This is a genomic window from Colwellia sp. 1_MG-2023, assembly GCF_030546755.1.
In the GTDB taxonomy this organism is placed as follows: domain Bacteria; phylum Pseudomonadota; class Gammaproteobacteria; order Enterobacterales; family Alteromonadaceae; genus Thalassotalea_H.
The window spans coordinates 12,786-38,263 of the sequence record NZ_JAUOPE010000016.1; the positions used below are offsets into that span (position 1 = coordinate 12,786).

Annotated in this window: 25 protein-coding genes and 1 tRNA gene; 17 read left to right on the plus strand and 9 right to left on the minus strand. The window is 37.0% G+C overall.

What is annotated here, in order from left to right:
• Positions 1 to 78 precede the first annotated feature (78 nt).
• Together Q4493_RS15715 and Q4493_RS15720 are read right to left on the minus strand one after the other, a co-directional pair.
• Positions 79 to 155, minus strand: a tRNA-Val gene (locus Q4493_RS15715).
• A gap of 129 nt (positions 156 to 284) precedes the next feature.
• Positions 285 to 1,655: an MATE family efflux transporter gene (locus Q4493_RS15720; RefSeq protein ID WP_303454638.1), complete on the minus strand. Its 1,371-nt coding sequence runs from the start codon at positions 1,653 to 1,655 to the stop codon at positions 285 to 287.
• A 66-nt stretch (positions 1,656 to 1,721) separates the two neighbouring features.
• Here Q4493_RS15720 and Q4493_RS15725 point away from each other — a divergent pair, with 66 nt between their 5' ends.
• Complete coding sequence (locus Q4493_RS15725) at positions 1,722 to 2,333, plus strand: riboflavin synthase subunit alpha (RefSeq protein WP_303454641.1); 612 nt, start codon at positions 1,722 to 1,724, stop codon at positions 2,331 to 2,333.
• 50 nt (positions 2,334 to 2,383) lie between these two features.
• Here the strand turns inward: Q4493_RS15725 and Q4493_RS15730 are convergent, their stop codons facing one another.
• The 3 genes from Q4493_RS15730 to fdxA all read right to left on the minus strand — a co-directional run bounded on the left by Q4493_RS15730 (position 2,384) and on the right by fdxA (position 4,092).
• The gene (locus Q4493_RS15730) at positions 2,384 to 2,605 is read right to left on the minus strand and encodes a CPXCG motif-containing cysteine-rich protein (protein WP_303454644.1); all 222 of its coding nucleotides are present in this window, start codon (positions 2,603 to 2,605) and stop codon (positions 2,384 to 2,386) included.
• 170 nt (positions 2,606 to 2,775) lie between these two features.
• Entirely contained in the window at positions 2,776 to 3,642 is an 867-nt protein-coding gene (locus Q4493_RS15735) for a fructosamine kinase family protein (RefSeq protein ID WP_303454646.1), read from the minus strand.
• Positions 3,643 to 3,756: 114 nt separating this feature from the next.
• Positions 3,757 to 4,092, minus strand: a complete 336-nt coding sequence (gene fdxA, locus Q4493_RS15740; protein ID WP_303454648.1) for a ferredoxin FdxA — start codon at positions 4,090 to 4,092, stop codon at positions 3,757 to 3,759.
• A 199-nt stretch (positions 4,093 to 4,291) separates the two neighbouring features.
• On the opposite strand from fdxA, the gene Q4493_RS15745 reads away from it, so the two are divergent.
• The 7 genes from Q4493_RS15745 to Q4493_RS15775 all read left to right on the plus strand — a co-directional run bounded on the left by Q4493_RS15745 (position 4,292) and on the right by Q4493_RS15775 (position 11,439).
• The gene (locus Q4493_RS15745) at positions 4,292 to 5,944 is read left to right on the plus strand and encodes an NAD(P)/FAD-dependent oxidoreductase (protein ID WP_303454649.1); all 1,653 of its coding nucleotides are present in this window, start codon (positions 4,292 to 4,294) and stop codon (positions 5,942 to 5,944) included.
• 169 nt (positions 5,945 to 6,113) lie between these two features.
• Complete coding sequence (locus tag Q4493_RS15750) at positions 6,114 to 6,431, plus strand: hypothetical protein (RefSeq protein WP_303454651.1); 318 nt, start codon at positions 6,114 to 6,116, stop codon at positions 6,429 to 6,431.
• A 331-nt stretch (positions 6,432 to 6,762) separates the two neighbouring features.
• Positions 6,763 to 8,673: a threonine--tRNA ligase gene (gene thrS, locus Q4493_RS15755; protein WP_303454654.1), complete on the plus strand. Its 1,911-nt coding sequence runs from the start codon at positions 6,763 to 6,765 to the stop codon at positions 8,671 to 8,673.
• A gap of 98 nt (positions 8,674 to 8,771) precedes the next feature.
• A complete protein-coding gene (infC, locus tag Q4493_RS15760) occupies positions 8,772 to 9,326 on the plus strand; it encodes a translation initiation factor IF-3 (protein ID WP_303454656.1) in 555 nt (184 codons plus the stop codon).
• A gap of 165 nt (positions 9,327 to 9,491) precedes the next feature.
• Positions 9,492 to 9,686: a 50S ribosomal protein L35 gene (rpmI, locus tag Q4493_RS15765; RefSeq protein WP_303454659.1), complete on the plus strand. Its 195-nt coding sequence runs from the start codon at positions 9,492 to 9,494 to the stop codon at positions 9,684 to 9,686.
• A 15-nt stretch (positions 9,687 to 9,701) separates the two neighbouring features.
• Positions 9,702 to 10,058 carry a 50S ribosomal protein L20 gene (gene rplT / locus Q4493_RS15770; protein WP_184422580.1) on the plus strand — a complete coding sequence of 119 codons (357 nt, stop codon included), beginning with the start codon at positions 9,702 to 9,704 and terminating at the stop codon, positions 10,056 to 10,058.
• Positions 10,059 to 10,335: 277 nt separating this feature from the next.
• Complete coding sequence (locus Q4493_RS15775) at positions 10,336 to 11,439, plus strand: phosphoribosylaminoimidazolesuccinocarboxamide synthase (RefSeq protein ID WP_303454666.1); 1,104 nt, start codon at positions 10,336 to 10,338, stop codon at positions 11,437 to 11,439.
• A 75-nt stretch (positions 11,440 to 11,514) separates the two neighbouring features.
• On the opposite strand, the gene Q4493_RS15780 is transcribed toward Q4493_RS15775, so the two are convergent.
• Positions 11,515 to 12,150, minus strand: a complete 636-nt coding sequence (locus Q4493_RS15780; protein WP_303454669.1) for a hypothetical protein — start codon at positions 12,148 to 12,150, stop codon at positions 11,515 to 11,517.
• A 200-nt stretch (positions 12,151 to 12,350) separates the two neighbouring features.
• Between Q4493_RS15780 and Q4493_RS15785 the strand changes: the two genes are divergently transcribed.
• From Q4493_RS15785 to Q4493_RS15800, 4 genes are all read left to right on the plus strand, one after another.
• Entirely contained in the window at positions 12,351 to 12,608 is a 258-nt protein-coding gene (locus Q4493_RS15785; RefSeq protein WP_303454841.1) for a hypothetical protein, read from the plus strand.
• A 207-nt stretch (positions 12,609 to 12,815) separates the two neighbouring features.
• A complete protein-coding gene (gene pheS / locus Q4493_RS15790) occupies positions 12,816 to 13,796 on the plus strand; it encodes a phenylalanine--tRNA ligase subunit alpha (protein ID WP_303454671.1) in 981 nt (326 codons plus the stop codon).
• Positions 13,797 to 13,808: 12 nt separating this feature from the next.
• A complete protein-coding gene (pheT, locus tag Q4493_RS15795) occupies positions 13,809 to 16,235 on the plus strand; it encodes a phenylalanine--tRNA ligase subunit beta (RefSeq protein WP_303454673.1) in 2,427 nt (808 codons plus the stop codon).
• Positions 16,236 to 16,238: 3 nt separating this feature from the next.
• Positions 16,239 to 16,529 carry an integration host factor subunit alpha gene (locus Q4493_RS15800; protein ID WP_303454674.1) on the plus strand — a complete coding sequence of 97 codons (291 nt, stop codon included), beginning with the start codon at positions 16,239 to 16,241 and terminating at the stop codon, positions 16,527 to 16,529.
• A 75-nt stretch (positions 16,530 to 16,604) separates the two neighbouring features.
• Here Q4493_RS15800 and Q4493_RS15805 read toward each other — a convergent pair whose 3' ends face one another.
• Positions 16,605 to 17,138 carry a DUF2937 family protein gene (locus tag Q4493_RS15805; protein WP_303454676.1) on the minus strand — a complete coding sequence of 178 codons (534 nt, stop codon included), beginning with the start codon at positions 17,136 to 17,138 and terminating at the stop codon, positions 16,605 to 16,607.
• A gap of 161 nt (positions 17,139 to 17,299) precedes the next feature.
• Between Q4493_RS15805 and Q4493_RS15810 the strand changes: the two genes are divergently transcribed.
• The 4 genes from Q4493_RS15810 to Q4493_RS15825 all read left to right on the plus strand — a co-directional run bounded on the left by Q4493_RS15810 (position 17,300) and on the right by Q4493_RS15825 (position 21,634).
• Positions 17,300 to 19,084, plus strand: coding sequence for an ABC transporter ATP-binding protein/permease (locus Q4493_RS15810; RefSeq protein ID WP_303454679.1), 1,785 nt, complete (start codon positions 17,300 to 17,302; stop codon positions 19,082 to 19,084).
• 29 nt (positions 19,085 to 19,113) lie between these two features.
• A complete protein-coding gene (locus tag Q4493_RS15815; protein WP_303454682.1) occupies positions 19,114 to 19,665 on the plus strand; it encodes a DUF1415 domain-containing protein in 552 nt (183 codons plus the stop codon).
• 202 nt (positions 19,666 to 19,867) lie between these two features.
• Positions 19,868 to 20,656, plus strand: coding sequence for a hypothetical protein (locus Q4493_RS15820; RefSeq protein ID WP_303454684.1), 789 nt, complete (start codon positions 19,868 to 19,870; stop codon positions 20,654 to 20,656).
• Between the two features lie 162 nt (positions 20,657 to 20,818).
• Complete coding sequence (locus Q4493_RS15825) at positions 20,819 to 21,634, plus strand: glucosaminidase domain-containing protein (RefSeq protein ID WP_303454687.1); 816 nt, start codon at positions 20,819 to 20,821, stop codon at positions 21,632 to 21,634.
• A gap of 302 nt (positions 21,635 to 21,936) precedes the next feature.
• On the opposite strand, the gene Q4493_RS15830 is transcribed toward Q4493_RS15825, so the two are convergent.
• Together Q4493_RS15830 and ttcA are read right to left on the minus strand one after the other, a co-directional pair.
• A complete protein-coding gene (locus Q4493_RS15830; RefSeq protein ID WP_303454689.1) occupies positions 21,937 to 23,229 on the minus strand; it encodes an NCS2 family permease in 1,293 nt (430 codons plus the stop codon).
• 46 nt (positions 23,230 to 23,275) lie between these two features.
• The gene (ttcA, locus tag Q4493_RS15835) at positions 23,276 to 24,220 is read right to left on the minus strand and encodes a tRNA 2-thiocytidine(32) synthetase TtcA (protein ID WP_303454691.1); all 945 of its coding nucleotides are present in this window, start codon (positions 24,218 to 24,220) and stop codon (positions 23,276 to 23,278) included.
• 229 nt (positions 24,221 to 24,449) lie between these two features.
• Here ttcA and Q4493_RS15840 point away from each other — a divergent pair, with 229 nt between their 5' ends.
• Positions 24,450 to 25,478 carry an MBL fold metallo-hydrolase gene (locus Q4493_RS15840; protein ID WP_303454693.1) on the plus strand — a complete coding sequence of 343 codons (1,029 nt, stop codon included), beginning with the start codon at positions 24,450 to 24,452 and terminating at the stop codon, positions 25,476 to 25,478.

A 25,478-nucleotide genomic window follows, 5' to 3' on the forward strand; every position in this document is an offset into this window, starting at 1 on the left:
AAAGATGCTATTAAGCCAAGCTAAGTATTTAGCTTTAAATGATTAACAAGAAGAATTTTAAAATTGGGAAGTATAAAATGGTACGTCCGAGTGAATTCGAATCACCGACCTCATCCATGTCAAGGATGCGCTCTAACCAACTGAGCTACGGACGTATAACTTTTAGCAGTGTTGAATGAATCAACGGGCGCTATGTTAGCGATCTGAAATATGAGTTGCAAGCAATTTTCACTATTTCACTTTAATTTTCGTGCGTTTGATTATTAATCCAACAAAATTAACGCTTAGCCTACCATTAATGCTTGGTCAAAGCGCTTCTGGATCACTTTTAACCGCCATGCTAAAAATATAGCGGCCGTTGTTAAGCCTGAGATAAAACCAATCCAAAAGCCGTATGGACCAATGGGTTCGATAATCCAATTAGTTAATCCTAAAATAAGTCCAATCGATAATCCTACGCCCCAATAAGACAGAAAAGTAATATAAAGAATCGACTTGGTATCTTTATAGCCGCGTAATGCTCCGGCTGAAATTACTTGAATGGCATCAGAAAATTGAAATAACGCGGCAAGAAACATTAAGCTCGCTGCTAATTCAATTACGGGAATTTCATGGGTATATATTGCCGCAATTTCATGTCGAAAACCTAAACTTAAAGCGGCTGTAACAATGGCAATTACTAAACCTAAAACAACCGAATAACGGCAAATTTCTTTCGCTTTTTCATGGTCGCCATCACCGACCGCAAAACCTACTTGTATGGTCACCGCCATTGCTAAACTTAATGGCACCATAAAGACTAATCCGGAAAAGTTGATTGCTATTTGATGACTAGCTACCACATCAGCGCCAAATGGAGCAAGGATAATTGCCACAGCGCAGAATAAACTTACTTCAAATAAAAGTGACATAGCAATGGGGAGACCGATTGATAAGATATTTTTTATTGCTGACCATTGTGGCCAATAAAATCTTTTAAAAAGTGGCGCGTGTTGTAAATGTTTAGAGAAATAACAATACACTAACATGGATAAAAACATTACCCAGTAAACTATTGCAGTAGCAATACCACAACCAGCACCACCTAAAGCAGGCATACCAAATTCGCCATAAATAAAGATGTAATTTGCCGGAATATTAATAATTAAACCTATGATACTGATGATCATAGTCGGCTTAGTAAAAGATAATCCTTCAGAATAATTACGTAGTACAAGATACAAACAAAAACCAGGCCCGCCCCATATGATATAACCTAGGTAATCAAACATTAGGGTTTTAAGATTAGTTTCTAAAGAGACATGCTCTATCACCACAGGTGAGATCAACACATATAAAACAATTAAGGCGACACCTAAGGTTAACGCAATCCAAGCGGTTTGATAGGTCTCATTGGCGACTTGTTCAAACTTATTGGCACCTGCAAGCTGAGAAACAATGGCAGCAAGCGCCATTATCAAGCCATAAATCGTTAAAATCAGCGGTAACCAAATACTACTTGCAACAGCAACCGCAGCCATATCGGTTGAACTGACTCGGCCAGCCATCACTGTGTCGGCAAATCCCATTAAATTTTGGATCAGTTGCGCGATTAATATCGGATAGGCTAATTTCATTAACCTTTTGGTATTGGTGATAAAACTATTTAATTGCATGACGCTCTGGTATTCACTAATTCAGCTTTGTTAGAATTAAAATTCTTAATGACTATTGGATGATATATGTTTACTGGCATTGTGCAATCTCAAGCTGAAGTTTATTCGGCAAAATATCAAAATAATTTTTTGCATCTCATTATTAAACTTCACGAAACTTTTGTAGATAACTTAACACTTGGCGCAAGCATCGCCATTAATGGTGTTTGCTTAACAGTAGTGAAGTTCGACATTAATCATCACAATGCTTTTATTTCATTTGACGTGATTGATGAAACGTTAGCAACATCCAATTTAGCAAAATTGCACACAGGTATGATGGTTAATGTTGAGCGTTCTTTAAAAGTAGGTGATGAAATTGGCGGCCATATAGTAAGTGGTCATGTTCATACAAAAGCGAGGTTAGTGGAGAGAAAACAAACAGACACAAATTGCTGTATGTTGTTTACACTTGACCCACAATGGCACAAATACATTTTACCTAAAGGTTTTATTACTATTAATGGTATTAGCTTAACGGTAGGTGAATTTTCAAAAGGCGTTTTTGCCGTTCATTTGATCCCTGAAACATTAGCGAGAACAAACCTAGCCTCGCTGTCACTCCAAGATGAAGTAAATATTGAACTTGACCAACAAACCATGACGATAGTGACTACCATTGAAAGAATGAAGTTATAAACTAACTATAGGCCACGAAACAGCTTGTTTAATTTAGATTCATTAATCGCTTAAAATATTTGCTCATCATCGGTATTCACAGCCAGTTGAACCTTTTGTCGGTATTCGTCAATATGCATGTTTAAATGAATATCGTTGCAGCAAGCGGGGCATTCGTCATAATAATCTTGATCACCCGCACTCGGGTCTATGGTGATAAAAATATGATGTCCACAGCTAGGACAAGAAATTCTTTGTTCTGATACTTTATCTAAAACACAATCTTGGGGCATGTTGCCTCCTAGATATCTAAGTTCATCATACGGTATATTAAGTATGATCAATTTTAGCCAAAGTGCGAATATATTGATGCGATTCTATAAGGAAAATAATCTTAGTTTTATCGTGATTTGCTCACTGCAATATAAAATATAATGAAATCAATTAGCTTTATCTTTTATGACTAATGAATCGATAATATTCTGGATAAAACCGCTTTAGATTGTTCGATATATATGCCACCAAATAAATTGGCGTGGTTAAGAATATGATAAAAATTATAAACCAATTTTCTTTGCTCATAATTTGGTGGTAGTGGAAATTCAACGTGATAACCTTGATAAAAATCATCGGGTAACAAGCCAAAAAGTTCTGTCATGGCAATGTCTACTTCTCTATCACCATAGTAACAAGCGGGATCAAAAATGACCGGCTTGTGATCAGTAAAACCGATATTTCCTTGCCATAAATCACCATGAACCAAGCAAGGTGTTACTTGATGATGTAATAATGCGTCATGACACACTTGGGTAATATGATCGATATTACCCAGTTTGATCGATTTCTCATGCAATAACTGTAATTGCCAACCAATACGTTGTTCAGCGAAAAAGGTGCGCCAATTGCTTTGCCATTTATTAGGTTGGAGTGTGTCACCGATAAAATTGTCATGCTGCCAACCAAATTGACCATGAGAGGAGTTTTTATGAAGTTGGGCTAATTGTTGACCTAAATGATACCAATCATGGGAATCTGGTGTTTCAAATGGGATGTAACTTAACACTAAAAAACTTTTATTTAATGTTGTGCCCACGCTAATAACATCAGGACAATTAATTTGATGCGCTGATTTAATTTTTTCTAATGCGTATGCTTCTGATTCAAAATGGGTTAAATGACTTTTATCATTTAATTTGACAAAATATTTTTGCTGATAATTACTCACCCAAAAACATAAGTTAATGTCGCCACCGACAGCAATTTCTTTATGTAAAATTGAAAAGGGTTGTTCGGTAGCCCCTTGAATATGTTGCTCTATTGTCGACCACATTATTGTCTCCTATAGGCGAAAGCAATTTGACGCAATTGTTATCAGTATAGTAAAACTTCGCTATAGTGAAACTACAGTGAATGTTTTAAACGAAACAATGAAAAGACTAGGAGTTTATTGATCGCTTTCAATGATCAAATGTTTGATTTTGTTTGGTACGCCATCCCATTTATCCGCATCTTTAGGGGGAGCTTTTACTTCAGTGATCCTTGGCCAAATTTTAGAGAGTTCGGCATTTAATTCTATAAATTCTTTTTGCGCCTCTGGTACTTCATCTTCTTGATAAATAGCTTCTGCAGGACATTCTACTGGGCAGAGATCGCAGTCAATACAATCATCAGGATTAATGGCAAGAAAATTTTCACCTTCATAAAAGGCATCCGCAGGGCATACCGCGACACAATCGGTATATTTACATTTAATACAATTGTCTGTTACTACAAAGGCCATGCTAATCTCTTGTATGATACTTTAAGGAATATTTCATCGGATATACATTCAGGAAGGTCAATTAGATGTTCCTGAATTTTGCTTGGATCATACCTTTATCATCGACAATTTCAAACTCTGATTTAACTGTGGCTGATGTTCGGGTAAAATACGCGAAAATTTTAATTGTCCCTTTTTCCTTGTGCGGAATTCATCACTTATGTTGCGTTTAACCAATATTAAACTAGATCTTAATCACCAACCTGAACAATTACAGCAAGCTATTCTTGAAAAACTCGGGATCGAAGCTGAGCAACTAGTTGAATTTACCGTGTTTAAACGTGGCTATGACGCTCGTCAAAAATCTCAAATACAATTAATTTATACGCTTGACGTGCAAACTACGCTGGACGATGAATTACTGCAAACCTTTGAAAAAGATACTCAAGTTAAAGAAAGTCCCGATACGCGTTACCATTTTGTTGGTCAAGCACCCAGTACATTAACCGAGCGACCTGTAGTGATTGGTTTTGGCCCCTGTGGTTTATTTATTGGCTTGGTTTTAGCTCAAATGGGTTTTAAACCTATCGTGTTAGAACGCGGCAAAGAAGTTAGGCAACGTACCAAAGATACCTTTGGTTTTTGGCGTAAAAAAATACTCAATACAGAATCAAACGTACAATTTGGTGAAGGAGGCGCTGGCACCTTTTCAGACGGAAAACTCTATAGCCAAGTAAAAGATCCAAAACATTATAGCCGAAAAGTGTTGCATGAATTTGTGGATGCCGGCGCACCAGAAGAAATTTTATATGTAAGCAAACCACACATAGGAACCTTTAAGTTGGTGACTATGGTGGAACAAATGCGCGCTAAAATTATTGAACTAGGCGGTGAAATACGCTTTGAACAACGTGTTGATACCATAAATATGGCACCTGTTAATGGCTCAAGTGATAAAAAACAAGTAACAGGTGTTACTTTAGCGACTGGCGAAGTGATTTATACGAAACATTTAGCGTTAGCGATTGGTCATAGCGCTCGCGACACTTTCAAAATGCTAGTTGAACAAGGTGTATTTGTTAAAGCAAAACCTTTTTCTGTTGGCTTTCGAATCGAACACGAACAATCTGTGATTGATGAAGCCAGATTTGGTAAAAATGCCGGGCATCCCATTTTAGGCGCTGCCGACTATAAATTAGTTCATCATTGTAAAAACGGTCGTTCGGTATACAGCTTTTGTATGTGCCCTGGGGGAACGGTTGTTGCGGCAGCATCAGAAGAAGGGCGGTTAGTTACTAATGGCATGAGTCAATATTCCCGTCATGAACGTAATGCTAACAGCGCTATTGTGGTTGGAATTGAGCCCAAAGATTTTACCTACGGAAGTGAAGATCCTGAGTCTGAAGCTGAGAATGTCTTAGCGGGAATTGAATTTCAACGCCGTTTAGAAGAAAAAGCCTTTAAACTAGGTGGCGAAAATTATGATGCCCCTGTGCAATTAGTTGGGGATTTTCTTAACAGCAGAAAAAGTGGTGAGCATGGTGATGTAGAGCCTTCTTATAAACCCGGTGTAAAATATTGTGATTTAAGTGAAACCCTTCCTGAATATGCCATTGATGCTATTCGCGAAGCTTTACCTGCATTTAATCGCAAAATTAAAGGTTTTTCCATGAATGATGCAACACTTACTGCCGTGGAAACGCGTACGTCATCTCCCATTCAAATTACTCGTGATAAAGAAACGTTAGAAAGTCTTAATGTTAAAGGCTTATATCCTGCCGGTGAAGGGGCTGGCTATGCAGGTGGCATTCTTTCTGCAGGTATCGATGGGATAAAAGTCGCGGAGGCAATTGCTTTATCGATGTTGAAATAAAGAGCAAAATGAACTCAAAGCTACCAACGTCAACAATGGACGTAACTATTAATACACGTAACGATCTATCTTTTTTGAATAAATAGAATATTTGTTGATGTTGTTATTTGAACTGTTTGATTTATAGTGATAAGTCTATTTTATTTAACGTTATAACGATTGATATTTTATGTCTATAATTTCTAATGTTATTTTAACCACGGCTATTTATGAAGGTGCTTGGTCAAAGAGTGATTATGGTAATGTTGATTTGTTAAATGATTATTTGCGCAAAAATTATCAGGGCACTTGCCTTCGTATTGTTCATGATAAAGCTGGCGGCCATCAGCAAATGACCTGCGATATATTTATGGCGGCGGTTGACTATCTTGATGTTGACGCGTTAGTAAATGAGTTTTTAGCAATTGAATGGCAAAAGCCCGAACAAGCCCAACTTATGATCAGATCAAACCTTGATGAAAAATTTCAGTTATTTTCACCAAATTAGCCAAAACTACTGAAAAATCATTCTTAAATACATCTTAATATTATTTTAGGGGCTGTTGATCGAAATAGGTTATCATATTTTTGTCAAAATAACTCGTATTAAAATTAAGAAGTGCAATTATTGGTGCACCATTGATATAAATAAGAATACATAGAGAACATATTGCCTCTAGTCATTGCAAATCATAGTAAATTCCCCTATATTGCCGAGCTTGATTTGTTCTAGTCGTATTTAATGTACTCAGAATATAATCTACAGAATTTTATCATTATTTTATTTTAACAAAAATCAAGCGGCGCTTCGTGTGTGTCGCCACTGAAAAGGAAAAGTCATGCCTGTAATTACTCTCCCTGATGGTTCTCAACGATCTTTTGAAAATGCAGTTTCTGTAATGGACGTTGCCCTTGATATTGGCCCCGGTTTAGCAAAAGCGACAATCGCTGGTCGAATTGATGGCAATCTTGTTGACGCGTGTGAATTAATCACCCAAGACGCTAGCTTACAATTGATCACCAGTAAAGACAGTGAAGGTCTTGAGATCATTCGTCACTCTTGTGCACATTTATTAGGGCATGCGATTAAGCAATTATACCCGAACGTAAAAATGGCTATTGGTCCTACAATCGATAATGGATTCTACTACGATGTTGACCTTGACGAATCAATTACTGAAGATGACTTAGCTAAACTTGAAAAACGTATGACGGAACTTGCGCGTACGGGTTATGAAGTTGTTAAGAAAACAGGGTCTTGGCAAGATGCTTATGACGCTTTCACTGAGCGTGGCGAAACCTATAAATTGGAAATTCTTGATCAAAATATTGAGAAAACAGATACTCCGGCTTTATATCATCATCAAGAATATATCGATATGTGTCGTGGTCCGCATGTACCAAGCATGCGTCATTGTCATCATTTTAAATTAATGAAAGTGGCTGGTGCGTACTGGCGTGGTGATTCTGATAATAAAATGCTGCAACGTATTTACGGCACAGCATGGGCAGATAAAAAGCAACTTAAAGCTTATATTGTTCGTTTAGCTGAAGCTGAAAAACGTGATCACCGTAAAATTGGTAAAACATTAGATTTATTTCATTGGCAAGAAGAAGCACCAGGCATGGTGTTTTGGCACAATGATGGTTGGACAATTTACACAGAATTGGAAAAATTCGTACGTGAAAAACTTCATGAATATGATTACGACGAAGTAAAAGCGCCAATGATGATGGACAGAAGTTTGTGGGAAAAATCAGGTCACTGGGATAAATATGCCGATGGTATGTTCACCACTGAATCTGAAAAGCGTGAATACGCCATCAAACCAATGAACTGTCCTGGTCACGTGCAAATATTTAACCAAGGATTGAAATCGTACCGTGATTTACCGTTACGTATCGCTGAATTTGGTTGTTGTCACCGTAATGAACCATCGGGTTCTTTACATGGTTTAATGCGTGTTCGTGGGTTTACCCAAGATGACGCGCATATTTTCTGTATGGAATCACAGGTTCAAGCCGAAGTCACAAAATGTATTGAAATGGTATATGACGTATACGGATCATTTGGTTTTGAAGACATCGTTGTTAAATTATCAACGCGTCCAGAAAATCGTATCGGTAGTGATGAAATTTGGGATAAAGCAGAAGCCGGCTTAGCACAAGCGTTAACTGATGCCGATATCAAATTTGAATATTTACCGGGAGAAGGCGCGTTCTACGGTCCTAAAATTGAATTTACCTTAATGGATTGTTTAGGCCGAGCTTGGCAATGTGGTACGGTTCAATTAGATTTTGCTTTACCAGAGCGTTTAGGCGCAACTTATGTTGGTGAAGATAACGATCGTTATACTCCTGTGATGATCCATCGTGCTATTTTAGGTTCATTAGAACGTTTTATTGGCATTTTAATCGAAGAGTACACAGGTAAATTTCCTACGTGGTTATCGCCGATTCAAGTCACATTGATGAATATTACCGATAAACAGAGCGAATATTGTCAAAAAGTTGTAAAAAAACTAAAAGAAAATGGCTTTAGAGCAAAACTAGACTTGAGAAATGAGAAAATAGGCTTTAAAATCCGCGAGCACACATTAAAGCGTGTTCCGTATTTGTTAGTCGTTGGTGACCAAGAAATGGAATCTGGTGAAATTGCAGTTCGAACGCGTGGTGGTGAAGATTTAGGTAAAATGTCGGTGGATGACTTTATTGCTAAATTAAGTGACGAAGTTAATTCTCGTACTTAATCAAGAATAGTAGTAAAATAACGCCGGTATTATTTTTATTAATCCAACATCTAATAATAATGAATAGATAACGTTGGAACAAAGTTCTTTGGAGGAACATGGCTATTAAAGGTGGACAACGTGGCGGGCAGAAAGAGCCAGCACATCGTTTAAATGAGTTAATCACAGGTATTCCAGGCAATGAAGTTCGTTTAATTAAGTTTGACGGCGAGCCAGGTGGCATAGTTACATTAGATGAGGCTATGGACCAAGCGGATGAAGCTGGTGTAGATCTTGTTGAAATTAGCCCTACGGCTAAACCTCCAGTTCTTAGAGTGATGGATTACGGTAAATTCTTGTATGAAAAAGCCAAAGAACAGAAAGAACAGCGTAAAAAGCAGAAACAAATACAGGTTAAGGAAATAAAATTCCGTCCTGGTACAGATGAAGGCGATTATCAAGTGAAATTACGTAGCTTGAAACGCTTTTTAGAGGATGGCGATAAAGTTAAAGTAACTTTACGCTTCCGTGGTCGCGAAATGGCCCACCAAGAACTCGGCTTAGATCTTTTGAATCGCGTTAAAACCGATTTAGAAGAATTAACAGTAGTTGAGTTTTTCCCTCGTAGAGCGGAAGGACGACAAATGGTGATGGTTTTAGCACCAAAAAAATAATCAATATTCGGTAAATGCAAGTAGTTAGCTTCTTCACAGAAACTCACTCACCGATATTGTTTTTAACGGGTAATTTTAGGCTTGAAAGTAAAATTTATTTCACTCTTTTGATGAATGGTTTTCGCCTAAGTTACTAAATTTCAATGGCAATGTGGAGTAATTTCAATGCCTAAAATGAAAACAAACAAAGGCGCTGCTAAGCGTTTTAAACCGACAGCTAATGGCTACAAATTTAAACAAGCGGGTCTACGTCATATTTTGACTAAGCGCCGTACTAAAGTTAAGCGTCATCTTCGTGCTAAATGCATGATCGCCGCTTCTGACATTAAGTCAGTTAAAAAACTTTTACGTCACGGTTAATAGGAGAGATATAAAATGGCTAGAGTAAAACGCGGTGTTGTAGCACGCGCACGTCATAAAAAAGTTCTAAAGCAAGCGAAAGGTTACTACGGTGCTCGTAGTCGCGTATATCGCGTTGCTTTTCAAGCTGTAACTAAAGCTGGACAATACGCTTACCGTGACCGTCGTCAACGTAAACGTCAATTCCGTCAACTTTGGATTGCTCGTATAAATGCAGCAGCTCGTCAAAATGGTTTATCTTACAGCCGTTTCATCAATGGCTTGAAAAAAGCTTCGATTGAAATCGATCGTAAGATCCTAGCTGACATCGCAGTATACGATAAAGCAGCTTTCTCTGTATTAGTTGAAAAAGCGCAAGCTTCTTTAGCATAATCGCTGAGTAAAGAGTTAGTGAAAAGGACGCTTTATCGCGTCCTTTTTCTTTTGTTGGAATATTTTATTGCTAATTTCACAATAACATCGTCAAAAATACTCACTTAATAAATTAAGCTCCGTGTATTTTCCTTGTTCTTGTTTCAATTATCTGCAAAATATTATCAACAACTTTAAAATTTTTTATTGTAGAGTTAGTTGTAACGAATAATATTTTAGAATTATAAAAGATTTTATTCGCTACAGTTAATTACATTTACACTTAAGGTGAAATTCCATGAGTCTTGCAGATCAAGTTTTAGCGGTAAATAATGATTTACCAATTCGTACTGACGCACCGGTGCACAGTGGCAAAGTACGTTCTGTTTATTGGTTAACAGCCCAAGACAGCGCACGTCTTATTCAAGAAAAAAATTACGATGTTTCTCCTGATACGCCGTTGGCCATTATGGTGATCAGTGACAGAATTTCTGCGTTTGATTGTATTTGGCAAGGTGAGGGTGGTATGAAAGGGGTACCCGGTAAAGGTGCCGCATTAAATGCTATTTCTAATCACTGGTTTAAATTATTTAAAGAGCAAGGCCTTGCTGATAGTCATATTTTAGATATCCCACACCCGTTTGTGTGGATCGTTCAAAAAGCGAAACCTGTAATGATTGAAGCCATTTGTCGCCAGTACATAACTGGTTCAATGTGGCGTGCTTATAGTAAAGGGGAACGTGACTTTTGCGGAATTTCTTTACCGGAAGGCCTAACAAAAGATTCAAAATTACCTGAGTTATTACAAACTCCTTCCACTAAAGGTATTTTAGAAGGGATCCCTGGCGTTCCAGCTGTTGATGATGTCAATATCACCCGTAAAAATATTGAAGAAAATTTTGCCTCATTTAATTTTAAATCGACCGAAGACATTACTTTATATGAGAAACTGCTTACTCAAGGATTCAACTTAATCTCTGACGCTTTAGCAAAAATAGACCAAGTCTTTGTCGATACAAAATTTGAGTTTGGTTACGTTAAAGACAAAGCTGGTAACGATAAGCTTATTTATATGGATGAAGTAGGCACGCCAGATTCTTCACGAATTTGGGACGGCGAACAATATCGCAATGGTCAGGTGGTTGAAAACTCTAAAGAAGGTTTCCGCCAATTATTGTTAAATCACTTTCCAGATCCCGACATTTTATTAAATAAAGATCGCATGGCTGAACGTGAAGCATTAGCTCGTGATAACCTACTTCCAGAATCAGTAATGATGGCTGTTTCTAAAACTTATATTGCGATCGCTGAGAAAATTACTGGCGAAAAAATTGTACTGTCAGATAATCCTAAAGCTGAAATTATCACTATTTTAAAAGAGCAGTATCAATTGGTTGATTAAGTATTTTGCTTGATTTTCAATAAGAAATTTGACAAAGCCCTTGGTAACAAGGGCTTTTTTGTATGAAAATTTTATTTAGCAGGTCAGTTTTTCTGGCGTCGTAATATAAAATGAGAAAGTTAACGGTTCATGCAATAAAGCCTCATCAACTTCATATTCAATAAAACCATTATGATGAAAAAATTCAGCTAATTGTTCACTGGTAGTTTTATCTGTTTCTAATTCAAGTTGTTGATAATAAGCTTTCACTGCTTCTTCTTCACATTGCTCTGCATCAATAAATAACTTTAATGGCATGGTTAACGCCGTGATTGATTGAACTTTTGGGTACTCTTTGGCAATTTCTGACAGTAAAAGCTTAGTTACACCTTGGTTACGATAAGCAGGTAGCACACTGATCGCTTCTAGTAACAGGTGAGTTTTTGCTTTTTTAATATCTGACTTTACTGATAATTTTTCACATAACTCAGGTGATAAATTTTGTCCTTTAAAGTATAAATTTAAAGGTAACTCCCAGTCAGTTGAGCCTTCTTGCTCTTCAATTAGCGCATAACTTTTTAACGCATCGCGATGTTTATTTAAGGTGATAAGTTCAATTTCGGCCTTGGCAACAATGATGTTATCTTCATTTAACACATTGATTTCTTGTATTAATTGCCAATCTAAAACGCTTTTTATTTCAGGTTTATTAAATTCAACTTGTAATGACATAATGACTCTTTTTAGATTTATACGATAGGTCTATGCTTTGCAAAACACTGCTTGTTTATCAATTTGCTTGCACATGACGTTAATTAGCGGCATTTTAGCATTGTTTAATGATGAAAAAACAAGGTTAGTACATTAATTATTTATCATAATTATTTTGCTTGATGAAAAATTTCAAAGTTAAAGTTCCGGGGTTAAATGTGATGACGGAAGAACGGTTAATTCAATGGTTAAAAGCTTCAATATTTCTTGGATTATGCTTATTGCTTTTAGGGTTATATTTTCATAATTATAGTGATTATATGCAATCTTTAGGAGTAACAGGGATCATTATTAGCGCAGCATGTATAGCGTTTGGCTTAGTATTTTCTCTGCCGACTAAAATGTATTTAACTTTTTTATTGGTCAAAAGAGAACAGCAACAACAAGCTAACAAATACTCGCAAGAATCAGATAAATAATTAATCAATCGTTTTAATCAGTAACCAACTTTTTCATAAATCGTTTAATTAGCGCAAAGCTGATTAATAATCCGGTTAATTTATTTAAAAAAACCGTTATTTCCCCTACATTTCCGATAGGTTTTTGTGTAGAATCAATGACCATTTTTATTAATCAAATCAGTCTACCCAAAGCCTAGTTTTCACAGGTCGGTTTCAGAGGAACGCATGAATTTAGACGATATTATTTTGCAAGCAGAACAAGCGATTGCTGCTGCAACAGATCCAACGGAACTTGATCAAGTTCGCGTAAATTTTTTAGGTAAAAAAGGTTTGTTTACCGAACAAATGAAAGGTTTAAGCAAACTACCTAAAGAAGAGAAGCCAAAAGCAGGGCAAGTGATCAACATTGCAAAGCAACAAGTGCAAAAGCTATTAACTGAGCGTGGTGAATTATTACGTGCAGAAGTGATCAAGCAAAAATTAGCGGCTGAATCTATTGATGTAACTTTACCCGGTCGTGGTAATGAAATAGGTGGTTTACACCCAGTAACTCGTACCATAGAACGTATTGAAAGCTTTTTCGGTGATTTAGGTTTTTCGGTAAAACAAGGCCCTGAAGTTGAAGATGATCATCATAATTTTGATGCATTAAATATTCCCGCGCATCACCCGGCTCGTGAAGATCACGACACTTTTTACTTTAATCCAAAATTGGTATTACGTACGCAAACCTCTTGTGTGCAAATTCGCACCATGGAGCAAGAGCAACCACCGTTAAGAATTATCTCTCCAGGAAAAGTTTATCGTAATGATTATGATCAAACTCACACACCGATGTTTCATCAGGTTGAAGGGTTAATGGTGGATAAAGACATCAGCTTTACTCACTTAAAAGGTATTTTACATGACTTTTTACATCACTTTTTCGAAGAAGATTTAGAAATTCGTTTTAGACCTTCTTATTTTCCCTTTACTGAGCCTTCAGCGGAAGTCGATGTTATGGGTAAAAATGGTAAATGGTTAGAAGTACTAGGTTGTGGCATGGTTCACCCTAACGTATTGAAATCTGTTGGTATTGATCCAGAAGTTTATACTGGTTTTGCCTTTGGTATGGGTGTTGAACGTTTAACGATGCTTCGTTATGGCGTAAATGATTTACGCTCATTCTTTGAAAACGATCTTCGCTTCTTAAAACAGTTCAAGTAGGAAAAGCCAAAAATGAAATTTAGTGAATCATGGTTACGTGAGTGGGTAAATCCTACTATTTCTTCAGATGAATTATCTCATCAAATTACAATGGCTGGACTTGAAGTTGATGCCGTAGATCCTGTTGCAGGTGAATTTACCGGTGTGCTTATTGGTGAAGTGGTTGAGTGTGGGCCACACCCTGATGCTGATAAACTACAAGTTACAAAAATTAATTTAGGCCCAGATTTTAACGACGGCGAACTCGTTGATATTGTTTGTGGCGCAAAAAATTGTCGTTTAGGGTTAAAAGTTGCTGTTGCTACGGTTGGCGCCGTTTTACCAGGCAATTTTAAGATTAAAAAGGCTAAACTACGTGGTGTTCCTTCTCATGGCATGTTGTGTAGTGAGTCTGAAATTGGTTTAGCTGAAAGTGCTGACGGAATTATGGAACTTGCTGCAGACGCCCCCTTAGGCGTTTGTCTTCGTGAATATTTAGACTTAGACGACGTTAGTATTGACGTTGATTTAACCGCTAACCGTGGCGATTGTTTAGGACTTAAAGGTTTAGCTCGTGAAGTTGGCGTATTAAATAGCTTACCAGTGACTGAGCCTGTAATTAATCCTATCAAGCCGACAATGGATGACCAGCTCACCATTACGCTATCTGCACCTACTGCATGTCCTCGTTATTTAGGCCGTATCATTAAAAATATTGACGTTAACGCTCAAACACCTTTATGGATGGTCGAAAAGCTACGTCGTTGTGGCACGCGTTCAATAGATCCTGTCGTTGATGTTACTAACTACGTATTACTTGAGCAAGGTCATCCAATGCATGCCTTTGATTTAGCAAAAATTGATGGTGGTATTGATGTTCGTTTTGCAAAAGAAAATGAAAAACTAGTGTTGTTAGATGGTAACGAAGTCACACTTTCAACAGAAACATTAGTGATTGCAGATACAAGCGCAAATGGCGAAGGTAAGGCGCTTGCCATGGCTGGAATTTTTGGTGGGCAAGAGTCTGGCGTTAGTACCGATAGCGAAAAGCCAAGTAAAGATATCTTTTTAGAAAGTGCCTTTTTTGCACCGCTTGCGATTTTAGGAAAAGCACGTCAATACGGCTTACATACAGATTCCTCACATCGCTATGAACGCGGTATTGATCCTGAATTACAACGAAATGCGATGGAGAGAGCAACCGAATTGCTGCTCGCTATTGTCGGCGGAGAAGCAGGACCAATTGTAGAAGCATTAAGTGAAGAAAATTTACCACAGGCTAAAACGGTCACATTACGCCGCAGTATGCTCGATGCCCGAATTGGTTATCATATTGCCGATGAAAAAGTGACAGAAATTTTAACCCGTTTAGGCTTTGATGTGAGTTTTACTGAAAACACTTGGACGGTTGTAGTTCCTGCTTATCGCTTTGATATTTCAATTGAAGTTGATTTAATTGAAGAAGTTGCTCGTATCTTTGGCTATAACAATATTCCTAATATTTCGCCAAAAGCGACGTTAGCCATGCGTGCTCAAAAAGAAGTTAATTTACCAGTGAGTCGTTTACGTAACGCTTTAGTTAATCGTGGTTACCAAGAAGCGATCACTTATAGTTTTGTTGATCCGAAAATACAAAGTTTAATTCATCCAAATCAAGACGTGATGACGTTACCACATCCAATTTCTAGTGAAATGTCGGTGATGCGTTTAAGTTTATGGACAGGTTTATTACAATCGGTGGTTTATAATCAAAACCGTCAGCAAAATAGAATTCGTTTATTTGAAACGGGCTTACGTTTTATTCCTGATGAAAGTGCTGAAAATGGTGTACGTCAACAAGCTATGCTTGCCGGTGTGATCACAGGGCAAACTAATCAAGAACATTGGCATATGGAAAAAGCGGCGGCAGATTTTTATGATATTAAATCTGATGTTGAAGCTTTATTAGCCTTAACAGCAGATTCAGCTGCTTATGAATTTTCAAAAGCTGAACTTGATGCGCTTCATCCTGGTCAAACTGCGGCAATTTATCGTCATGGCAATTTAGTGGGACACGTTGGCACCTTACATCCTGAATTAGAAAGGAAATTAGGGCTAAATGGTCGAACATTAATTTTCGAACTATTATTGTCGGAAATTTCAACACAAAACATCCCTGAAGCTGCCGAAATATCACGCTTTCCTGCAAATAGACGTGACATTGCTGTTATCGTTAAAGAAGACGTTGAAGCAAAAAAAGTGTTACAACTCATTGAAAATGTTGGCGGAAATAATTTAGTTGATCTAAACTTGTTCGATGTATACCAAGGCAATGGTATTGACGCTGGATTTAAAAGTTTAGCAATTGCTCTTGTTTTACAAGATCATGAAAAGACTCTTGAAGAAAAAGATATTAACGATGTCGTTAATCGTGTGGTCGATACATTAAAAGTTGAATTAAATGCATCACTGAGGGATTAAGCAATGGCGCTAACCAAAGCAGAAGTAGCAGAACATTTATTTGAGAAAGTTGGGCTGAGTAAGCGCGACGCAAAAGATATGGTTGAAGTTTTCTTTGAAGAAATTCGAGAAACACTAGAAGCAGGAGAGCAAGTTAAGCTTTCTGGTTTCGGTAACTTCGATCTTCGCGTTAAAAGTGAGCGCCCAGGGCGTAATCCTAAAACAGGTGAAGATATTCCTATTTCTGCGCGTAAAGTGGTTACTTTCAGACCAGGGCAAAAATTAAAAAGTCGTGTAGAAGACGGTAACGGTTAATTCAGTAGCCACATCACATGATGAATATAAAAAGGTTGCAATGACAGTTGCAGCCTTTTTTATGCTTGTGATTTACTAATGTTTAACTGTCGGTGCAACACCGTGAGTTTGTTTATGAATATATCGTTTTACACAATGAGTACAAACTAAGTTAATTAATACAAATAATGAGGCAATTACTGCACCGGTACTTAATGCATTAATGTGTAATGGTATGGCTAACTGATAAAATTCAGCGGTTTTATGAAGAAGTTGCGCATCAAAGTTCAACGCAAACTGACTTAATTGCTGAAAATAATCTTGAGTATCCAGTGAGGATAGGTGATTGGTTAAATACTCGGTACGTTGAACTAATTGCTCGATAACCGTGGCACTATCAACAATGATTGGATCCGAGTTTCCTTTATATTGCTTAATTAACAAAGATATCTCTCCGTTAAAGTATTGTTCAGCTAAAGCTTGATAGTTTGATAGTTGTTGTTTTGATTCTTCTAAATGACCAGAGAGTCTTTGAATATACTGATTAATAAACTCAGGTAATTGTACGCCAAGAATGAACATTAAGGTAAACATACAACGATCAATGAGCGTGTTAATTAAAGTCAACATAGGGAAGCGCGCAGCACCTTAAAAGCTTAATCAGACATTAAAATTACCACAGTATATTCATCACGTCATGTTTTGCTTTTAGTTGTAAAAGACAAGCAAAATCGTTAAAGTTCAATTCTCTGCAAGTTATTTGCAAGTTATCTGCTCAGGCTTTCCTTACTATGCGTCGCTCTCACCAAACCGATCAAGAAGTTACTACTTTCAATTGGCATGTTGTAAAAATGCTGGTGCCGTATTTGTTAGAGTTTAAAGTGCGTATTTTATTTGCGCTGCTCTGTTTGATTTTAACGAAAATTGCCAGTGTCTATTTGCCTTTTATTTTAAAAGATATTGTTGATACTTTAGATGCTCAACAAGAAAACCGTATTTATCTTGTGCCTTTTGCACTTGTTGCAGCCTATGGCGTTGTACGTTTAGCTATTGTTCTGTTTGCTGAAATCCGTGATACCTTATTTGGTCGTGTTACTGAACGAGCCATTAGACGTATTGGTTTAAAGGTTTTTCAGCATTTACATCAATTAGATCTAGATTTTCATTTAAACCGACAAACCGGTGGTTTATCACGTGATATAGACCGTGGGACATCTGGTATTAGTTTTTTAATGCGCTTTATGGTGTTCAGTGTTGTGCCGACCTTGATTGAAATAGTGATGGTCGTCAGTATTTTATTGGTTAATTATGGACTTTGGTTTGCAGTGATCACCACAGCTTCTATTGTGTTATATGTGCTTTATTCTGTGTATGCGACCAATTGGCGGACTAAATATATTCGCGCGGCAAATAAAGCGGACTCATCAAGTAATACTCGAGCGATTGACAGCTTATTAAATTATGAAACGGTTAAATATTTTACCAATGAAGCGTATGAAGCGAATGCTTATGACAAGCAACTGGCTGATTGGGAAAAAGCTAAGATGCAAAATAGATTATCGCTATTTGCGCTAAACGGCGGCCAAGCGGTGATTATCTCTATGTCGATGACTGCTATGCTTGCACTTGCCGCGTACCAAGTCACCCATGAAAAAATGACCATAGGTGACTTTGTCTTAATTAATGCTTTTATGATGCAATTGTTTATTCCTCTCGGATTTTTAGGTTTTGTTTATCGAGAGATCAAAGGTTCCTTAGCCAATATTGAGCAAATGTTCACCTTGATGGCGAAAAAAGCCAAGATTGAAGATGCTGACAATGCTGAAGAACTAACCCTTAAGAAGGGGGAAATAAGTTTTAATCAGATTCATTTTGCTTATCAAACCGAACGACCAATTATTAAAGGGTTAAGTTTTACCGTACCGGCAGGACAAAAAGTCGCGGTAGTTGGTGAAAGTGGTTCGGGTAAATCGACTTTAGTAAAATTGTTGTTTCGTTTTTATGATTGCCAGCAAGGTGATATCACTATAGATAGGCAAAAAATTCACCAAGTGACGCAAAACTCGTTACGAAATAATATTGGGATAGTGCCACAAGATACTGTGTTATTTAATGAATCACTGTATGAGAATATTCGCTATGGTAATACTCAAGCTAGCAAAGCTGATATCGAGAAAGCGATAAAACTTGCCCACTTAAGCCATTTTGTTGAGTCATTACCTAAGGGAGTTGATACGGTTGTAGGGGAGCGCGGTTTAAAACTTTCTGGCGGTGAAAAACAACGAGTTGCCATAGCCAGAACGATATTAAAAAATCCAGCTATTTTAGTTTTCGATGAGGCAACGTCTTCGCTAGATAGTCATTCAGAGCAAGCCATTTTAACCGCTATTAAAGAGGTTAGCCAAAACCATACGAGTTTAGTGATTGCCCATCGATTATCCACTATCACCGATGCTGACCAAATTATTGTGTTACATCAAGGTGAATTAGTTGAGCAAGGCGATCATCAAAGCTTATTAGCCAAGAAAAGTCATTATTATCAAATGTGGCAATTACAACAACATGCTGAACAATAACGGCATGATAAAATTTATCAGGAAATGCAATGCACGATAATCAACATCCCGCTATTTTAAAAACACAGCAATGGTTAGAAAAAGTGATTATTGGCTTAAGCTTTTGTCCTTTTGCTAAAAAAGAGCTAGTTAATAACACCATTCACTACCATATTTGTTCACAAGTTCGGCTTGAAAAAGCGTTAGAAGATGTTGCTCAACAATGTCAATATTTAGAAAAAAATCCTGATGTTGAAACGACATTAATCATTTATAGTCTCGGCTTTCGAGACTTTGAAGCTTATTTAGATTTAGTTGATTACGCGAATGAATTATTGTTTGATCTTGGATTTGAAGGGGTGTTTCAAATTGCTAGTTTCCATCCTGATTATGTCTTTGAAGGTGAAGATGCTGATGATGCATCAAACTTTACTAATCGCTCCCCATTACCTACCTTGCATTTACTGAGAGAAGCAAGCATGGCAAAAGTGTTATCGGTATATAATAACCCTGAACAAATACCAGAAAATAACGTTAATTTAGCACGTGAAAAAGGTAGTCAGTTTTTTAAACAAATTTTAAAACAAATACATCGACGCTAATTTATTTCCCGTTTCATTTCACTGACTTTACCTAGAGAAAAAGTACCAGACAATCAAGGTGATTTGTCCTTATGATTTGTCTTTGTGACTAGTGAAAGTTAAATAAATTTACAATCGAGTATTTCTATTCGGTATAATAACCCTTTGGTCTGGTATTTTTTGTTGAGAGACCATTTTCAGATTGATTAAAATAAGGTGATGTGTGGAAGAGCGTTCAGTGTTACAAGTAGGTGGTAGTTTAGAAAAAGCCGTTAAAGGTGAATATAGTATTGATGTAAAAGCTATTTTAGCTGAAGCCTGGTCTACAACCAGTAAATCTCGCATCGCGATTAATGTCGGGTTGCTGTTTACTTTATCTATTGGCGTTATTATTACATTAATTATCAGTAATTATTTAGGCGGTATTGAAGAAGTCTTTCAAAACCAACAAAGTAGCGCATTATTAAATATTATAGTGACCTTAGTCGTTTACCCTTTTTTAGTTGGGGTAGAAATGATGGGCGTATTTCATGCAGTTGGTTTAAACACACATCCTAAGCTAGTCTTCGCATTTTTAAAACGTGGTAGCTGGGTGGCCATTTGTGCCTTATTAACGTCAACATTGATTACTATGGGGATCACCTTTTTTGTGCTCCCAGGTATTTATTTAGCGGTGGCATTATCCTTAGTACTGCCTTTAGTGGTAGAAAAACGCTTTTCACCGCTAAAAGCGATCACATTGTCATTGCAAGCAACACGCTTCCAGTGGTTTAATCTTTTTGCTTTATATCTCATACTCTTTTTTCTGTTGATTGTGGCAAGCTTACCTTTGCTTTTGTTAGGTGATAGCTCTGTGGGGCTTTTAGGAGGCGTTATTACTATGTTCGCATTAACTTATGTTGCGCCACTTTTTTATAATGTGAAAGGCATCTTATATCGTGAAATTTTTGGCATGCAACTTAGTATTGCTAAAGGTAGTGGTAATGATATTGATACTACGTTCACAGCCTAGAAATTGTATGGTCTCTGTATCGTTAGCTGAAATTATTTTTCACTAAGCTAAGTAAAACAAAACATAACTAAAAATTTAATTAAAACATAACTAAAACATAATTAAAACATAAGCTAAAACAGTACTGATTATTGAATTAGTTTATGAAAAGAGGAAAAGTTAATGAATAAAGGGAACATTATCATTTTTGTCTTGGGCATGGTTTTTCTTTATATGTTGATTAAACCGCTAACCGAGCAAGAAATATTTTCACCGATTACGTCTAAAAAACCTGAAATAGAGAGTGGTTTAGCAAAGAAAGTAGAAAAGCCGCTACATGATGTTGTCTTACCAAAGTTTAGCAAAATTCGTGATGTAAACAAAAAGAAAAAAACATTTTTTAATTTTTTACGTCCAGAAATTGTTAAAGAGAACAATCGCATTGTTAAACTACGCCAACAAGTTATCGCTATTAAAAGTAAACTTATAGCCAATGATGCCTTAGCTGAAGATGAGCGCACCTTTATTACCAAGTTAGTAAAACAATATAAAGTTAAAAACGCCCCGACAATTAAACAGAAAGTTGAAAAATTACTAACAAAAGTTGATATTGTGCCTACGGCATTAGTGCTGGTACAAGCGGCAAATGAGTCAGCGTGGGGCACTTCAAGGTTTGCTCGAATCGGTTTGAATTTCTTTGGCATTTGGTGCTTTAAAAAAGACTGTGGCATGGTGCCAAATAGTCGTGATGAAGGATTAGATCATGAAGTGGCGGCTTTTACATCGGTAGAAAAAGCGGTAAGACACTATTTACATAACATTAATACCAATCAAGCTTATCGTGTATTTCGCTCTATTCGCGCTCAACTTCATGCTAATTCACAACCATTAACGGCCGAAGTGTTAGCGACAGGGTTATTACCTTATTCAGAGCGTGGTAGTGATTATGTCTTGGAAATATCAGAGATGATCAGACATAACAAAAAGTACTTTAAATAACCTAAAATATTTGCGTTTTACTGCTGTTAACGAGCTACGGTTAACAAGCTACTGAATTTAAAAAGCTAGTTATATTCATCGTAGAAACACATATTTCTTTGTGGCATTTTCTTCGTAGCATTTTTTTCGTAGTAATGCTGTTCTCTGCAAATAATATCGATAAGGGTTACACATTCAATCAATTAATTATTCAGTATTTCATTTAAAAATAATTTATTTTAAAACAATGCAACTAAAAACAATGCATCTAGAAAAAATGCACTTTTAAACGATTAGTCTTTTAATAAACAAGCGAAGTTATTTTAGGCAAAAAAGATAAATTTTATTAAAAACAACAATGCTAACAAGCAAACACTCATGTTTAATTCTTTAGTGTGACCGCTAAATAGTCTGACAGCCACATAACTAATAAAGCCAAAAGCAATGCCATGAGCAATAGAAAATGTAAGCGGCATGGTAATGCAGATCACCGCAACCGGTACAGCATCAGAGATGTTGTACCATTTTACATGTACAAGTCCTGCTAACATTAATACCGCGACATAAAATAGTGGGCCTGCAGTTGCGTAAGCGGGAACCATAGCTGCTAATGGCGCGAAAAATAACGCTAATAAAAATAATACTCCAACCGTCACTGCAGTTAAGCCTGTTCGCCCGCCGGCAGCAACTCCTGCTGTACTTTCAACATAACTGGTAGTGGTTGAAGTACCTAACATACTACCTGCAACTGTTGCGGTTGAATCTGCTAATAAAGCTTTTCCTAAACGCGGAAAATTACCTTGTTTATCTAATAAGTTACCTCGTTGCGCTACGGCAATTAAGGTGCCTGAAGTATCAAATAAATCAACAAACAAAAAGGCAAAAATCACACTTAACATGCCAACTTCTAACGCACCTGAAATATCTAATTGCATTAAAGTTGGCGCAACAGAAGGAGGCAAAGAAATAAGGCCAGAATATTCAACTTTACCTAAAATTATGCTGATTAATGTGATCACTAAAATAGAGATCATCACCGCACCATTAATATTGCGATTCACCAGTCCAACAATAATAAATAACCCCAGTGCCGCCATCACTGCTGAAAATGCAGTAATATCGCCAAGGGTTAATAACGTTGCTGGACTATCGACAACAATACCGGCGTTTTTTAGCGCAATAAAAGCAAGAAATAAACCGATACCAGCCGCGATACCAAAACGCAACGAATGAGGAATGGCATTGATGATCCATTCTCGAATATTAAATAAACTTAATACGATAAATACGCAGCCAGAGATAAAAACACCGCCTAAAGCAACTTGCCAGGTGTAGCCCATTTCTAACACAACGGTATAGGTGAAAAAGGCATTCAAGCCCATTCCAGGGGCAAGGGCGATAGGGTAATTTGCGAGAAAGCCCATCACAAAACAACCGATGGCGGCGGCTATACAAGTAGCAACAAATATTGCGCCATGATCCATGCCGCTGTCGGCTAACATAGCCGGATTGACAAAAATAATATAAGCCATAGTCAAAAACGTGGTGATACCTGCGACTATTTCTTGTCTCACCGTTGTGTTGTGATCTTGAAGTAAAAATAGTTTTTCTAACATAAGGATTAACCTGCACTTTTTGTTTTTGTCTTTGTTTTTGTTCTGGTTATTTGATTTCAGTGATGTTTAATACGTTGGCTTGATCAACATTTAATGAAGCTGATGTATCATTTTTTACGGAAGTAAAATGTGTTTCTTGATCAAAGGCGGTATCACCACCATTAATGACCCCAGAATTGGCGTTAATTGATTTGAAATCAAACAGTTCACTATCGCATAAATGAGAAGGGACAATGTTTTGCATTGCCGTGAACATAGACTCAATTCTGCCGGGAAAATTCTCGTTCCAGTCATTGAGCATTTTTTTAATGTTTTGTCTTTGTAAGTTCGGTTGCGAACCACATAAATTACACGGAATAATCGGGAATGATTTTAATTGACCGTATTGTATTAATTCACTTTCTTTGCAAAATGCTAAAGGGCGGATCACAACATGTTCGCCATTATCTGAAACTAGTTTTGCTGGCATCGACTTTAATTTTCCGCCATAAAACATGTTTAACATCATAGTTTCAATCATATCGTCGCGATGATGGCCTAAGGCAATTTTAGTTGCACCTAAGGCTTTAGCCGCTTTATACAATACAGCACGACGTAAGCGAGAGCATAGACTACAAGTTGTTTTACCTTCAGGTATTTTTTCTTTGACGATAGCGTAGGTATCTTCTTCAACGATTTTATATTCAACGCCTAACGACTCAAGGTAATTAGGTAAAACATGCTCAGGAAAACCCGGTTGCTTTTGATCTAAATTTACCGCAATTAGTTCAAAGTTTATCGGCGCAGATTCTTTTAAAATCATTAATATCGATAATAGAGCATAGCTATCTTTGCCACCAGATAAACACACCATAATGCGATCACCGTCTTCAATCATATTGTATTGAGCAATCGCTTGACCCACATGTCGACGTAAGCGTTTTTCTAATTTTGCTAACTGACTTTTTTGTTGAGGTGTTAACGACGTTGAAGGTGCAAGGTTTGTAGACATAATACTCTCAGATATAAAATTACCGAAAAAACTCAAGAACGAAAACGTTCGGCGCGTATTATAACCAAGAAGAAAACAAATCTACATTACTTTAACGCTTGTTTGCGGCAGAATAAGCTTAATGAAGGGAATTATGAAAAACTATAAATAAAGCTCGCTGATGAATAGCCATTATCTTAACTTAATTGCTGCTGTTCATTAAATGTCACGCCCTGAACAATGAGGTAATATGATAAATCAACCATCTAAATTCATGAGAACAAAGTCTGCTGTGCTTAGAGCATGGCAACATGTAGAAATAAGTGTTTCGCAGTTGTTATTCGTGCTGTTAATTCTTTCATGGTGGATAATTTTACCGGCAAATAATGTTTATGCGCACGATTTTCATTCAAACAAGCAAACTGCAATTAATCAGGTAGGTTCAGCTAATCATGGCGAGTCGTTAAGTTATCATGAGACAAGGCTAACATTAGACTCAGAGATAGAAAATAAACACTATGTTAAGTATTTAGGTAACGAAGCGTTATTTATCCATGTTGCAAACAGCAAGCTATTATTTGACCCGTTTTTTCATGACAATATTCAAATATATCGGCTTGTGCCTGAGACAATAAAAACTAATATTTTCAACGGTAAAGCGCCGTTTAACGATATTGATTTAATTTTAATTAGCCATGCCCATCGTGATCATTTTGCTGTTGATGAAGTCGTCAATTATTTATTACGCTTTGAAAAAACTAAACTGGTTGCGCCACAACAGGCGATTGATAAAATAAATGCCCATTTAAACAAACTTAATAAACCTTTTGCTCAAGAAAGACTTATTCCGGTTAAATTAAACTTTGGTGATCAACCTTGGCAGTTAGCTATTGGTAACTTCATTATTGATGCCGTTAGGATCCCTCATGCTGGTTGGCCGAGTAGGGCTGATGTCGAAAATATGGTTTTTCGGGTTACCTTAAATCATGCCTCCACTGGTTCTGCCAATACTTCTGCCACTGTAATGCATATGGGAGATGCCGATCCAGATGATGCTCACTTCTTACCTTACAAACGTTTTTGGCAACAAAAGAAAACGGATGTTAATTTTCCACCATATTGGTTTTTGTTTTCTGCTGAAGGACGCGATATTTTAGACAGCATCATTGGTGCGAAAGCCAATATAGGCGTTCATGTACCAATGGAAGTGCCAAAACAGTTACAAAAATCGGGACGAGATTATTTTTCAACTCCCGGAGAGATCAAATCGTTAAAATAA

Excerpts from the sequence above, each read along its gene's own strand:
- Q4493_RS15720 (WP_303454638.1), bottom strand. The coding sequence starts at position 1,655 with ATGCAATTAAATAGTTTTATCACCAATACCAAAAGGTTAATGAAATTA.
- Q4493_RS15725 (WP_303454641.1), top strand. The coding sequence starts at position 1,722 with ATGTTTACTGGCATTGTGCAATCTCAAGCTGAAGTTTATTCGGCAAAA.
- Q4493_RS15730 (WP_303454644.1), bottom strand. The coding sequence starts at position 2,605 with ATGCCCCAAGATTGTGTTTTAGATAAAGTATCAGAACAAAGAATTTCT.
- Q4493_RS15735 (WP_303454646.1), bottom strand. The coding sequence starts at position 3,642 with ATGTGGTCGACAATAGAGCAACATATTCAAGGGGCTACCGAACAACCC.
- fdxA (WP_303454648.1), bottom strand. The coding sequence starts at position 4,092 with ATGGCCTTTGTAGTAACAGACAATTGTATTAAATGTAAATATACCGAT.
- Q4493_RS15745 (WP_303454649.1), top strand. The coding sequence starts at position 4,292 with ATGTTGCGTTTAACCAATATTAAACTAGATCTTAATCACCAACCTGAA.
- Q4493_RS15750 (WP_303454651.1), top strand. The coding sequence starts at position 6,114 with ATGTCTATAATTTCTAATGTTATTTTAACCACGGCTATTTATGAAGGT.
- thrS (WP_303454654.1), top strand. The coding sequence starts at position 6,763 with ATGCCTGTAATTACTCTCCCTGATGGTTCTCAACGATCTTTTGAAAAT.
- infC (WP_303454656.1), top strand. The coding sequence starts at position 8,772 with ATGGCTATTAAAGGTGGACAACGTGGCGGGCAGAAAGAGCCAGCACAT.
- rpmI (WP_303454659.1), top strand. The coding sequence starts at position 9,492 with ATGCCTAAAATGAAAACAAACAAAGGCGCTGCTAAGCGTTTTAAACCG.
- rplT (WP_184422580.1), top strand. The coding sequence starts at position 9,702 with ATGGCTAGAGTAAAACGCGGTGTTGTAGCACGCGCACGTCATAAAAAA.
- Q4493_RS15775 (WP_303454666.1), top strand. The coding sequence starts at position 10,336 with ATGAGTCTTGCAGATCAAGTTTTAGCGGTAAATAATGATTTACCAATT.
- Q4493_RS15780 (WP_303454669.1), bottom strand. The coding sequence starts at position 12,150 with ATGTCATTACAAGTTGAATTTAATAAACCTGAAATAAAAAGCGTTTTA.
- Q4493_RS15785 (WP_303454841.1), top strand. The coding sequence starts at position 12,351 with ATGACGGAAGAACGGTTAATTCAATGGTTAAAAGCTTCAATATTTCTT.
- pheS (WP_303454671.1), top strand. The coding sequence starts at position 12,816 with ATGAATTTAGACGATATTATTTTGCAAGCAGAACAAGCGATTGCTGCT.
- pheT (WP_303454673.1), top strand. The coding sequence starts at position 13,809 with ATGAAATTTAGTGAATCATGGTTACGTGAGTGGGTAAATCCTACTATT.
- Q4493_RS15800 (WP_303454674.1), top strand. The coding sequence starts at position 16,239 with ATGGCGCTAACCAAAGCAGAAGTAGCAGAACATTTATTTGAGAAAGTT.
- Q4493_RS15805 (WP_303454676.1), bottom strand. The coding sequence starts at position 17,138 with ATGTTGACTTTAATTAACACGCTCATTGATCGTTGTATGTTTACCTTA.
- Q4493_RS15810 (WP_303454679.1), top strand. The coding sequence starts at position 17,300 with ATGCGTCGCTCTCACCAAACCGATCAAGAAGTTACTACTTTCAATTGG.
- Q4493_RS15815 (WP_303454682.1), top strand. The coding sequence starts at position 19,114 with ATGCACGATAATCAACATCCCGCTATTTTAAAAACACAGCAATGGTTA.
- Q4493_RS15825 (WP_303454687.1), top strand. The coding sequence starts at position 20,819 with ATGAATAAAGGGAACATTATCATTTTTGTCTTGGGCATGGTTTTTCTT.
- Q4493_RS15830 (WP_303454689.1), bottom strand. The coding sequence starts at position 23,229 with ATGTTAGAAAAACTATTTTTACTTCAAGATCACAACACAACGGTGAGA.
- ttcA (WP_303454691.1), bottom strand. The coding sequence starts at position 24,220 with ATGTCTACAAACCTTGCACCTTCAACGTCGTTAACACCTCAACAAAAA.
- Q4493_RS15840 (WP_303454693.1), top strand. The coding sequence starts at position 24,450 with ATGATAAATCAACCATCTAAATTCATGAGAACAAAGTCTGCTGTGCTT.